General features: G+C 29.6%; 11 protein-coding genes and 1 riboswitch. Of the genes, 4 read left to right on the plus strand and 7 right to left on the minus strand.

The genetic code is table 11. From position 1 onward, the window contains the following. Positions 1–122 precede the first annotated feature (122 nt). The 4 genes from ACJDTP_RS24910 to hypB all read right to left on the minus strand — a co-directional run bounded on the left by ACJDTP_RS24910 (position 123) and on the right by hypB (position 3,790). On the minus strand, positions 123–851 hold the full coding sequence (locus ACJDTP_RS24910; protein WP_406762765.1) for an energy-coupling factor ABC transporter ATP-binding protein: 729 nt from the start codon (positions 849–851) through the stop codon (positions 123–125). Positions 852–855: 4 nt separating this feature from the next. Further along, the gene (locus ACJDTP_RS24915) at positions 856–1,650 is read right to left on the minus strand and encodes an energy-coupling factor transporter transmembrane component T (RefSeq protein ID WP_406762766.1); all 795 of its coding nucleotides are present in this window, start codon (positions 1,648–1,650) and stop codon (positions 856–858) included. Between the two features lie 167 nt (positions 1,651–1,817). Then, the gene (cbiM, locus tag ACJDTP_RS24920; RefSeq protein WP_078116838.1) at positions 1,818–2,807 is read right to left on the minus strand and encodes a cobalt transporter CbiM; all 990 of its coding nucleotides are present in this window, start codon (positions 2,805–2,807) and stop codon (positions 1,818–1,820) included. 323 nt (positions 2,808–3,130) lie between these two features. Beyond that, the gene (hypB, locus tag ACJDTP_RS24925) at positions 3,131–3,790 is read right to left on the minus strand and encodes a hydrogenase nickel incorporation protein HypB (RefSeq protein WP_078116839.1); all 660 of its coding nucleotides are present in this window, start codon (positions 3,788–3,790) and stop codon (positions 3,131–3,133) included. A 343-nt stretch (positions 3,791–4,133) separates the two neighbouring features. Here hypB and ACJDTP_RS24930 point away from each other — a divergent pair, with 343 nt between their 5' ends. Beyond that, positions 4,134–4,556, plus strand: coding sequence for a DUF3842 family protein (locus tag ACJDTP_RS24930; RefSeq protein ID WP_077840974.1), 423 nt, complete (start codon positions 4,134–4,136; stop codon positions 4,554–4,556). Positions 4,557–4,649: 93 nt separating this feature from the next. Here the strand turns inward: ACJDTP_RS24930 and ACJDTP_RS24935 are convergent, their stop codons facing one another. After that, complete coding sequence (locus ACJDTP_RS24935) at positions 4,650–5,069, minus strand: methyltransferase family protein (RefSeq protein WP_077868790.1); 420 nt, start codon at positions 5,067–5,069, stop codon at positions 4,650–4,652. Between the two features lie 164 nt (positions 5,070–5,233). Between ACJDTP_RS24935 and ACJDTP_RS24940 the strand changes: the two genes are divergently transcribed. The 3 genes from ACJDTP_RS24940 to ACJDTP_RS24950 all read left to right on the plus strand — a co-directional run bounded on the left by ACJDTP_RS24940 (position 5,234) and on the right by ACJDTP_RS24950 (position 8,745). Next, the gene (locus ACJDTP_RS24940; protein WP_039773788.1) at positions 5,234–5,782 is read left to right on the plus strand and encodes a MarR family winged helix-turn-helix transcriptional regulator; all 549 of its coding nucleotides are present in this window, start codon (positions 5,234–5,236) and stop codon (positions 5,780–5,782) included. Positions 5,783–5,808: 26 nt separating this feature from the next. After that, the gene (locus tag ACJDTP_RS24945) at positions 5,809–7,254 is read left to right on the plus strand and encodes a serine hydrolase (RefSeq protein WP_406762767.1); all 1,446 of its coding nucleotides are present in this window, start codon (positions 5,809–5,811) and stop codon (positions 7,252–7,254) included. Positions 7,255–7,518: 264 nt separating this feature from the next. Continuing rightward, positions 7,519–8,745, plus strand: coding sequence for an IS256 family transposase (locus ACJDTP_RS24950; RefSeq protein WP_406762768.1), 1,227 nt, complete (start codon positions 7,519–7,521; stop codon positions 8,743–8,745). A gap of 372 nt (positions 8,746–9,117) precedes the next feature. Here ACJDTP_RS24950 and ACJDTP_RS24955 read toward each other — a convergent pair whose 3' ends face one another. After that, on the minus strand, positions 9,118–10,338 hold the full coding sequence (locus tag ACJDTP_RS24955) for a DUF445 domain-containing protein (protein WP_406762769.1): 1,221 nt from the start codon (positions 10,336–10,338) through the stop codon (positions 9,118–9,120). 73 nt (positions 10,339–10,411) lie between these two features. After that, positions 10,412–11,458: an FAD:protein FMN transferase gene (locus ACJDTP_RS24960; RefSeq protein WP_406762770.1), complete on the minus strand. Its 1,047-nt coding sequence runs from the start codon at positions 11,456–11,458 to the stop codon at positions 10,412–10,414. 1,070 nt (positions 11,459–12,528) lie between these two features. Further along, a riboswitch (cobalamin riboswitch) is annotated at positions 12,529–12,750 on the plus strand. Positions 12,751–12,874: the final 124 nt, after the last annotated feature.

Here is a 12,874-nt window from a genome sequence, read left to right on the forward strand (position 1 = left end):
TATCAACTGCTAAAGATGTAATAGATTTTATTGCTTCGCATGACGGAGTCAGTTAATTTTATTGTAAAGTAGTGTAACTTGTATTGTTCTTTCTTTATATTATTTTCAGTATAGCTTAAACATTATATAATGTTATTGTCATATAAAAACTCACTATCGTTCATTATCTCATCATAATCACCATCTCTAATAATTGAATGATTACTTGAAAAAACAATTGCTCTTTTAAATACCCCTTTTACATATTCAAAGTCATGGGTAGAACATAAAATAGTTTTTCCTGCATTATTTATAGCTATCATGAATTCTTTTAAAAATCTCTTAGTTTTAGGATCAAGTCCGTTCATTGGTTCATCAAATATATAAACGTCTGGATTTAAAACTACTACGGTAGCTATAGAAACCTTTTTCTTTTCTCCACCGCTCAAATGATATGGCTGTCTATCTCTTAATTCTTCAATTTTTAGTAATTTTAGAGTATCTTCTACCCTTTTTCTAACTTCTTCTTCATCCATTCCCATCTGTCTTGGCCCAAATGCGATTTCATCATATACATTTGAACAAAATAGCTGTACATCTGAATTTTGAAAAACAAAACCTATTTTTTTATGAAAAGCCTTCGAGAACTCTTCATTTTGCATTTTTTTATTATTAATTTCTTCACCTTCAAATAAATAACTTCCACTATCAGCAATTATTAATCCATTGATTAATTTCATTAATGTAGACTTCCCACTTCCATTTACACCTATTAAGGCAATGGCTTCACCTGCATCAATATGTAAGTTTACATTTTTTAGTGCGGTAACTTCAGCATCATATGAATAATTCGCATCTTTTATATCAATCATTAAATCACAACCTATCAAAATAAAAATATGTTAACACAAAAATTATGGTAATAATAAAACAAATATAATCAAATAGCTTAAATTTAAATTTCGTATATACTTTATATGTTCCTGTAAATCCTCTAGATTCCATTGCTCCATACATCTCTTCTGCCATCTCTTTAGACTTTATAAACATAGTTCCCACGACTCCAGAAAGTGCAGTGCTTTTATGATTGTTTTTACCTACTGATCTTAATTTAAGAGCATAAACCATATTTAATGAAAATTCGCCTAAAATTATAATATATTTTATAGTAATATCAAGTACCAAAATAAATATATCTGGTATTCTAAATATTTTTAAAGTAATTATTAGTTCATTCCACTGAGTAGTGCAAGTTAATATACTGACAGAAGCAACTGAAACTAATACTTTTAATGTGATCATTAAGGTATTATTGCTATAACCTAAAAAAATAGCTGGTAACAAAATAATAAACGTAAAAATTGCCGCCGCCATACTTGCTTTGACAACATATTTTATTTCTTTTATACTTAAAAGATTTATTATCACAAGCATAAACACAGTTGTAATTACAATAAAGTGAAGATTTCTGCTTAAGGAAACAAAAATAATTAGTATGAGCGTTGATATTAATTTAGTTAATGGGTTAATTCCAAATTTAGAGTTTCTTATTTTAGTTTGCTGCCTAAACATAGCAAGCACATTAAATATTGACAGAATGCTCTTATCTATAAAAGAATTCTTGTCTTTTAGCGGTGTATAATTGTCTTTTTTTAAAAGCCATTCTGGCATTAATAACTTCCTTTCTTTTAACATATATTAGGCACATTTAAAAGAGAACCCAAATATAAAATTTGGACTCTCACTTTTGTTTCACTACATATTGCTGAATTGATGGAGCACATATAAGTTAAACTAAGATTCAGATTTAAATCACCTCACCTGAATCAAGTTTCACTTTATACTTTTGTTGTCTTTTTCATACTTGCTATTATTCTAAATACTAACAATAGTATTGCAACCCCTGCAACTGCAGATAAAATATATCCAAAATTATCTGGAAGACCTGCAACAGAATAATCTGGCATTAATGCATTAAAGCTAAATCCATTTTCCATACCTTTAGGTATAAATCCTAACGCATTACCACCTGTTACTACAGAACTTATTTCATCAGTTCCCCATTCTCCCCAAGCTGTACCTGTAGCTAATAACCCTAATGGTGAGAGGCATATTAGTGCTATTATTAATCCATATACAGGCTTTGATTTTGTAGTAGCTCCCTCATAAATAATTCCTGGTGAAACCTTTTTTATAAAGCTTAATACGCCAACAGTTATAATTCCTTCTAATACTCCTGCAACTACAAGATGTGGAATAAGCATTGAAGGTATAGTAATTGATAAAGGATAAGGACAATATAGCGGTATACCTGCTGCATCTTTAAAAAGTAATGGCTGTACTCCGAATTCTATTGCTGCACATAAAGCGGCCAAATTTATTCCAATATACGATGCAATAAATGTCCCAATATATTCTCCTTTCTCTGTCTTAAATTTCTCTTTTAAAAACTTATAAATATAATAACCTACAAATGGTATGACGAATGCCATATTAAAGCAATTGGCTCCAAAGGCTAAAATACCTCCATCATTAAATAGTAATGCTTGAAGCAAAAGTGCTATCGTCACTGAAATACATGCCGCCTCAGGGCCTAAAAGAATTGCAATTAAAGTTCCTCCTACAGCATGTCCAGTGGTTCCGCCTGGTAACGGAACATTGAACATCATTGTTAAAAATGATAGTGATGCACCTACTCCCATAAGCGGCAATTTCTTTTTAGTTACCTCTTTATTTACTTTTTTTACAGCTCTTGTCCAAACTGGAATCATTGCCGCACCCATAACTGCGCAGGTAGCTGGGCTTAGATAATTGTCTGGAATATGCATTTTAATTCCTCCTTTAAAGCATGTTAAAATAATTAGACTTGCTATTTCCTCAATATACCCAATTTTTAATAAAAACAAAACCACAAAAACTGATTACAAATAAAGCAATCAACCTTCGTGGTTATTAATAATCCAAATTAATCTATTAATTTATATATGTTGCAATTCACAATGTACATTTCACAATTACAGCTAAAATTCTTTTAATATTTTTAGAATTACGCTGAAGAATTATTTTTGCCATATATATTGTGTAAAAACTGTATACCCTCGTAGTATACAATTTTATGATACTATACAATTCCAAAATTGTAAATATTAAATTACCTTTGAATTCTTGTTTTTATTTTTTCTTCAATATATGTAACAAACGAATTTAATCCTTGTCCAGTTCTCGATGATATTCTAAAGGTGGCTGCCAATGGATTTAATTCTTTAACATTTTCTTCTACCTTATTGTCATCAAAGTCAAAGTATTCCATCATATCATACTTACTTAATACAACTGCATCAGCTTTAGAAAATAGTAATGGATATTTTTCAACCTTATCATCACCTTCTGGAATACTTAAAACAGCAATTTTAAAATCTTCACCAAGTTCAAACTCAGCGGGACAGACAAGATTACCAATATTCTCAATAAAAATCAAATCAATTTCATCTAAATCAAAGTATCCTAAGATATTATAAATTGCCTTTGATTCTATATGGCACTCTCCTTCTGTATTAAGCTGAATGACAGAAATTCCAAGTGAATCAATTTTTTCAGCATCTACTTGTCCCGCAATATCGCCTTCAACTACAGCAATATTAAATTTATCCTTTAATTGTTTTATTAACTCTATAATCAAACTTGTTTTGCCTGTCCCTGGTGAACCCATCACATTTACTAAGTATACATTTTTACTTCTTAAAATTTCTTTAATATCATTGTTGAAATTTTCGTTTAATTCTAGCAGCTGTTTTACAACTTTAATTTTCATTTATTCACCTCATATCTGCAATTTTTTAATAACTTTATTATTTTGTGTTTCCAATAATCATATGAAATCTCTTTTCTTTATTCTATAATAATATATGTTAAGAATAAAATCACAGATTAATTTCGGTCAATTTAAAATTATATAGTCTTTTTATGAAATATGTGACCACCAATCACTTAATATTACTAAAAAGCACTTGACTTGTAGTTAACTTCAAGGTATAGAATAATATCAGAAACTATAAATAAAAATCTTATTTATAGTTTAGCACTACTTTATTTATACATTAACCACTTTTATTAAATTATATCTCTTAATCATAGCGAAAGGAATGATCATTAATATGAAAATTGCAGTAATAGATGCACAAGGTGCAGGCCTTGGTCAAAACATCATAAAGAGGATTCGTAAAGAAATAGATAATGATGTTTATATTATTGCACTTGGTACCAACTCATTTGCTACCTCAAAAATGGTACAAGCTGGTGCAAATGTTGGTATAAGCGGTGAAAGGGCGATCAGTTCATTTTGCAAGACAACTAAAATAGACGGTATAATAGGACCAATCGGAATAATCTGTAGTGGAGGTATAAACGGAGAAATTACTACTATGATTTCCAATGCAATATTTAATATGGATTGTACTAAATATATACTCCCATTACAAAAACATGGCATTTATATTCCTGGAACTAGAAATCTACAAATTAAAGATATAATTGAAGAAATTGTACTTGATATAAAAAATAATATAGAAAAATTCTAATCTAGTATTAATAGATTAAGATTAATTTATTAACACGCCTATAATTAATATCCAATAAATATATTCTTGCTTTTATATCATTAAACTATATTTTCACCAAATAAATGGAATAATCCTTTTAGTATTCTTCTTATACTCTTTATAATGTGTCCTGAAGTTATTTTCTAATATCTTTTCTTCAATCTTAATTCTATATCTATAAATGACAGCAATAATTGTTATAGTTACAATTATGCTTCTGAGAGCTAATGCTATTCCAATTAAAGATAGTATACTTCCGCTATATGCAGGGTGCCTAATGTATCTATATGGACCTGTTTGAATTATTTTTTGGTCTAAATCCACTTGCACTGATACGGTGAAAGATCTTTCAAGTGTCAATACTGAATACAACCTCAATATAATTCCAACAATGATAACTGCACAGCCTATCCAAAACATTATTTCAGGTAATATCATTAAATAACTTTTTCTACAAAAAAGATTCAAAAATATTATAGTTATAGTACCAATTACTAGTACTAAGCAATATCCCCTATTCCTTTTTTCTTATTCAAGTCCTTTCTGTTTATAATGAAGTATGACTGAAAACAAATAGACAGTATATTGACTATATTGGAATAATATGCTATTGTAACTTTAGACAGTATATTGTCCAACTAAGGAGGAGATATTTTATGGATAACTATAAAGCGCTTTTTTTGATACAACAAATATACGCAACTCTGTTTTCTCTTACTAATAAAATTCAAATTAAAGGCGATGAATATTGTGAGCCTTTAACTAGCAGACAGCTTATGGCGATGGTTGCTATTATTCATTTACCTGAAAATGAAACAACTCTAAATAATATTGCTAAAAAATTAGGTACAACAAAACAGAGTGTAAAACAATTGATTACTAATTTAGAGAACAAAGGATATGTCCTTACTATGCCAAGCCAATATGATAAACGTGCAGTTAATGTGAAAATAACTGAAGCTGGAACAAATGCCATGATGATAGGTGCCGAAAAATCGATGGAGTTCTTTGGGATGCTTTCTAAAGGCTTTTCCATTGAAGAAATGGAAATCTTATGGACGTTATTAAAGAAATTATATAGATTTGATGGCGAAGAACAAGACGGTTTTGAAGAAGAAGCTGAATTTGACATGGGTGAAGATACACTTGAAATACAAAAGAGAGCATTAAATGAATTTGATAGGGCTAGAAATGAAGGAAAATAAAAAATAAATAAAGGCGGTACAATATTATGAATGATATTCTATCTAATAACTCTCAAGATCTTAATGACTTTTTATCTGAGTATATGAATAAGTGGAAAATTCCTGGAATAACTGTAGGTATTATTAAAGATGATGAAATAATATATTGCAATGGGTTAGGGCTGCGCGATGTTAACAAAAATTTGAATGTTACAAAAGATACTTTATTTGCTATAGGTTCTGCAAGTAAATCTTTTACATCACTATCAATAGGTATATTAGTAGATGAAGGTAAGCTAGATCTTGATACTCCTATAAAAAAATACATGCCTAGTTTTGAAATGCAAAATAAATATGCTGAAGAACATCTTACATTAAGGGACATGCTTTGTCATCGTTCTGGATTACCTAGACATGATATTTTATGGTATACAAATCCTTCTTTAAGCAGAAAAGAACTGGTAGATAGAATTAAATACTTGGAATTTAGTAAGGATTTCAGAGAAACATGGCAATATAATAATTTGATGTATGCCACAGCTGGCTACCTTGTTGAACTAGTTACAGGAATGACCTGGGAAGAATTCGTAAAATCAAGAATTCTTGAACCTCTTGGTATGAACAGCACAAATTTCTCAGTAGATGCTTTAAAAGAGTCTTCTGATTACAGTAAGCCCTATGCGCAAAAAGGCGAAGAAATTAATCAAATAGACTTTAGAAAACTAGATTCTGTTGCTCCTGCTGGTTCTATGAATTCAAGTTTGACTGATATGTTAAAATGGCTTAGCCTTCATTTAAATAAAGGTAAAGTAAACGGAAAACAGATTATATCTGAAAGAACTATAAGTGAGTTACATTCACCTCAACTACCTTGTGAGCTAATCCCTTTAAAGTTTGATGAATTACAATTTTCATCTTATGCCTTAGGCTGGTTTGTTGAAGCCTATAGAGGAAGAAAACATGTTAACCATGGTGGAAATATAGATGGATTTTGCTCCTATACAAGCTTTCTTCCAGATGAGGATATTGGCGTAGTTATTCTTACTAATTTAAATAATCCTGTCTGTGCAATGCCTATAGCATACCATATATACGACAAGCTTTTAGGCTATGAACATAGTGATTTTTGTGAAAAACTAGAGGATGAAGCTGAAAAGATGATGAAAGCAATGGAAGCTGCTACTAAACCTACAATAGAATCAAAAAAAGATAACTCAACTCCATCTCACTCCCTTGAAGAGTATACTGGCATATATGAAAATCCAGCATATGGTTCTTTACAAATCGAAATAAAGGATAATAGCTTAAAATTAATTTATAATAATATAGACTATACACTTAATCATAAATGCTATGACATTTTTACCATGACAATAATGGAATATTACTTGGTTGATGTGACCTTTAATTATGATAGTACAGGAAATATTAAAAATGTTTCAATACCTTTTGAGGAGACTGTAAAAGAAATTTTGTTCATGAAATGTAAATAATAATAATATATATATTACAAAAATAATTCTTAATCATAATTCTAAAAATATTGCAAGAATTTTATCCGTAATTGTAAATTGTGAAATGTGAAATGTGAATTGCAACATATATAATAATAATAATAATAATAATAATAATACAGAATTGCATTTATAGGGAATGTAGCTAGATTTGTGTAAAACAAATCTACTACATTCTTTTTTTGTATTGTTTGATGGTAGATTTGGAATAATATACTTTAAAATGACAAGGGAGGATTCCAAATGAAAGTACCAGATATTAATTATCAAGAAGAAATCAAAAAATGTAAAAGTATGGATGATGTTGTAGGCAAGAATGGATTGATGCAAAAGCTATTAAAGGATGTTATGCAACAATTGCTTGAAGCCGAAATGGATGAACATTTAAGCAGAGAGAAGTATGAAAGAGCCGATAACGAAAGCGAAAAGAACTATAGAAATGGATATTCTAAAAAAGATGTTAGAAGTAGTTACGGGGAGGTGCCTATAGATATTCCACGAGATAGAAAATCAGAGTTTGAGCCAAGAGCAATTCGAAAGTATGAAACAGAATGCAGTGAGCTAGATAAGAAAATAATTGGTTTGTATGCACGAGGAATGTCTACAAGAGACATTCAATCCGAACTCGAAGAGCTCTATGGAATAGATATCTCTCCATCAATGATATCGAAAATAACAGATAAAGTGATGGATGCAGCAGCAGAATGGCAAAACAGAATGTTAGACCCAGTATATCCTATAGTATATATGAATGCGGTTCATTTTAAGGTAAGAGACGAACATAGAATTGTTTCTAAAGCAGCATACATTTGTATGGGAGTTGATATGAATGGCTATAAAGATATTTTAGGAATTTGGATAGGCGAAGCTGAAGGCGCAAAATTTTGGTTAAGTGTATGCAATGATTTAAATAATCGTGGTGTTAAAGACATCTTAATTGCATGTATGGATGGATTAAGAGGCTTACCAGACGCAATAAGAGCTGTTTTTCCAAAGGTATGTATTCAAAATTGTATAATACATCAAATAAGAAATTCGATAAAATATGTCTCTTATAAAAACAGAAAGGAATTTATGAAAGATTTGAAGCTTGTTTATAAGGCAGATACAGAGGAAATTGCGCTAGCGCAGCTCGATGAATTGAAGAAAAAATGGGATAATCTTTATGATTCTGTAATTGATTCATGGTATGAAAACTGGGATAAATTATCTACGTATTTTTCTTATACCAAAGAAATTAGAAAGATGATTTATACTACAAATACACTTGAAGGTTTTAATAGACAACTAAGAAAATTCACTAAGATTAGAACTGTATTTCCAACTGATGATTCATTACGAAAGTCATTGTATTTAGCAACAGACCAGGTTATGAAAAAATGGACTTCACCTCTTCCAAACTGGGGTATTACACTTTTAAAGTTTGAAATAATGTTTAAAGAAAGAATCAACGAAGCGTTAGCAGTATAGTTTGTCCATTTTATTAAACTATGTATATATTGTCTCTTTTGACACAAACTAAAAATATAATAATATCCAGTTTTAGTATTTCAAAAGAAAGACAAAAATATAACTGGAAATGAAATTTCCAGTTATATAAAATATCAAATATTTAATTTACACAAGTTATTCTACATTCTCCATTTATAGATCTTCTTTATTTGCAATTCTCTTTATAAGTTCAGTACCCTTCTTCTACAACAATAATATCTGCTCTAAAATCTACTAAAAAACATTATGAAACTCTATTTTTTAACAGTGCAATTTTCCACTTGCAGATGCTCTTATTAATAAATAAACACTGATCATGTGCTTTTAATATTTACAAAACTCTAATTATTCCTAATACCAGACCAACGCAAAACCACAAATAGCACCATTTATCCTTATCCACTGCAAGTCATCGCCTACACGCTCTTCAATCAATTTTATAAGAGTTTCAGTATCTAATCTTTCAATATTATCTCTAACTAACCTGCCTATATTTTCATGATTGGAATTTATGTAACCTGATACACGTTCCTGTATCTGCTGCTCTAATTTATTTATTAAGTCAATATCTTCTGATATATTGTCTATTAAATTATTTAGCATTGGGAGTATATTATCCCTTATGTAATCTTCTTTAACATAGCCCAATATTGTATTTTTTAATTCATCTAATATCTTTATTGTAAAGTTATTTAGTTCAACATTACTGCCTAATATCATTTTATACTCATCTATTTTTTGTATAACTTCTTCATTGTTACCTATGTTTCTTATATTGCTCTGCATTAATTCAATCAGTGTAATTCTGCTGGTATTATCATGTTTTTTTAAATCTTTTAATATTACAACCACTAAATCTTGAGCTATTTTTCCTACTTTATCTTTTCCTAAAACATTTAAGATTGTATTTAATGAATATTGCATTATTCCACTTATCTTTAGTTTATTTATAGAATTGAATACTATATTTCCAAGCTCATTCTTCACTTTTTCTTGCTTTACTATCTCTTCAAGCTTAATAAGTAAATTATCTAAAATTTTCTCTTCATAATTATTTATTAAGAATATGCTAATTAATTTTTCAATAAAGTATTTAGAATCTAATTTATCCAAATATTTTTGAATTAGTTTAAGCAAAGATGAAGAAGCTTTTTCTATAGGAATATGCTCTATAGCACGTTTAATAATATACATTCCTGCTTCTATTCCTTGCTTAGAACATATAATTTTTTTGCATATATTTAATATTTTTTTCACTACTTCTAATTCATGTACTTTATTTATAATACTTGATTTATTGAGCAAGTTGTTTTCAACTATTGATACTAAACCGTCTGTTATTCTTTTACGATTCCTAGGCAGAAGTGCAGTATGTGGAATTGGAATTCCTAAGGGATACCGAAAAAGTGCTACTACTGCAAACCAATCTGAAAATCCACCTACCACTCCAGCTTCAAATCCACTTTGCAATATAGTTATTATAGGTGTATTTTGTGGAAACAAAGTAATTATAAAACCTATAAACATAATGACTAATAAAATTAAGGCTCTTTGATTAGTTTTCATTTTCATATTATAGCCTCCTATATTGTCAGTATGTAAACATATTGTAAAATTTATACTAGCCTGAGGCATAATAAAAAAATTAATTGGCAAATTTAAATTCTGGATCTAATTTATCTAATTTTATATTCCAATTTGAAGATTTGTAAATATTATAATCAGAAGTTATTGCCATGCACGAAACACCTTGCAAACTGTCTATAAATTTCAAACCATTATCTACACCTGCTATGAAAACAGTTTTGGTTAAAATATCAGCAAGCATATTACTATCAGGAATACTGCTGTCTACAACTATAGTTACACTCATTACACCATTATCTGTTGGATACCCTGTGCTTGGGTTTAATATATGATGATACCTCTTACCATCCTTTATAAAATATCTTTCATAATCCCCAGAAGTAGAAAGTGCTTGTTCTGATAAATTAATTATTCCCACATAATCTTGATCGCTGTCTTTTCTAGGATGCTTAACTCCAACATTCCATGGTGTTCCATCTGGCTTTTGACCAACTGTATATATAGAACTACCTCCAAGGCTTATGATCCCGCCTTTAATATCGTAATTTTTATAAATTTTTAACACTTCATCTGCGGCAAATCCTTTAGCTATTCCACCTAAATCTATTGCCATGCCTTCTTTTAGTAACTTAATACTATTATTCTCTTCATTTATACTGATATCATTATATCCAACTAGCGGTAGTTTTGATTTAATCTCTTCATCTGTAGGTATTCTTTCGTTATCAGTTCCTATTCCCCAAAGATTTACAAGTGGGCCTACAGTTATGTCAAATACACCATTACTCAATTTAGAATACTTAACTGCGGTTTCAAGCATTTTAATAATCTCAGGATGTACTTGTACATATTCTTTACCTGCAGCTTGATTAATTTTACTTATATCACTGCTATCTATAGTCACACTTGCCATTTGCTCAATCTCATCTAATCTTGAAAGAGATGCTTCTATAGCTTCATTAGCTTTTGGACCATATGCTTTAAGCTGAAAAACTGTATCCATTTTCAATGCTGTTTTAGTAATAATCTCCTGATTCTTTGAACACCCTGAAAAAATCAGAATACATAGTATGCATGTTATTAACATAGATATTTTTTTAATCACTTTAATCGCCCTCGTAATTCATTTTAATAAATTTATTAACCTACCAAACATTTTACATCATTTTAGAGTCATTTTATAGAATTTTTTCCAATAAAGTAATATTTTTATTTAGCATTTTATAGATAAACAGTATATAACTCAGACTTATGCGATAATCCACCGAAAATAGAAACATTGTTATTTCACAGGACTATGAAAATTTCACTGAAAGCACTAAATTGCAGGTTTCACCACTAATGCTTGCTCCCAATTTCATTGTGACAAGCATTAATGGAACAACCTACAATTAAGGGCTTTTAACAGCTCATTTTCAATGCCTGTTGCATAAAAATGTTTCTACTTTCTAGTACGGTATTTATTTCAAAGTATAAATAAGATTCTTAAATTGTTTATCGATATGGATACCTAACTTTAAAACTAAATTTATGTGATAACTTACCGAAATCATAAATATTTTGTTCCGAAAAGCTATGAAAATATCGCTGAAGGTTCTAAGCGGCAGGTTGTATACACTTTAGCATGCTCCAACTTTCCTAGGGAAGCTCGACTCACGTTCGTTCACTGAGTAAGCGATTCTCACCAAATCAAAGATTTGGGTTCTCTGCTTAAGAACCTTTAACAGCTCATTTTCAAATGTTTTCTCCACAAATATATTTATGATTTCCAGCTAAAGATAATAATTTATATATAGTAAATGTGGAAATATGTTCTCATAATAAATCTAATTAATAATTTAGATATCTATATAGATAACGCAATCATAAATTATGAAATATCTCCCAACCAGAAATGAGTAATATACTTTTGTGGAATGTTTCATTGGTAATTTTGATGGATGTGATTCCTTGGCTATAAGTTGTTCCAAATGTGCTAGTTCAAAGCTTGTTCTTTGATGCTAGCACTTTGGGTGCAACTTTATAGCCTTAGAATCACCCATCAGAATTACCTAGAAACTGGAACAAAAGTATATTATTCATTTCGGTGAGTTATACGCCTAAGTATAGATTATAGTTGGTTTATTGCTAAAACTTACTATGAATAGTATAATCTTTTTATGTCAAATACTTTAATTATAATAAATGCAAACTATAGTCTGCATTTAAGTAATAAGGGAATGGAGTGAAATTCTTCAACTACCCCAGTAACCGTGAAACTGACGAAATCAAAGGCATAATCAAAATTAACAAGTCCAATCTGTTATTTTTTGATTATGTCTAACGTGCCACTGAGAAATTGGGAAGGCTTGAAATTAGGATGAAGTTAAGTCGGGATACCTTGTTTTATACACCGATAATATCCTCTGAGGGTGGGATATTAGGCACATGAAAATAAATTTTAAGTGCAACACTACCATGAATATTTTTCATCACTCAAGAAGGTAAATTGATCTCATCATATCAAGTCTATTAGGTCAGT

The sequence above is a fragment of the Candidatus Clostridium helianthi genome (assembly GCF_045310795.1).
GTDB classification, from domain to species: Bacteria; Bacillota; Clostridia; order Clostridiales; family Clostridiaceae; genus Clostridium; species Clostridium helianthi.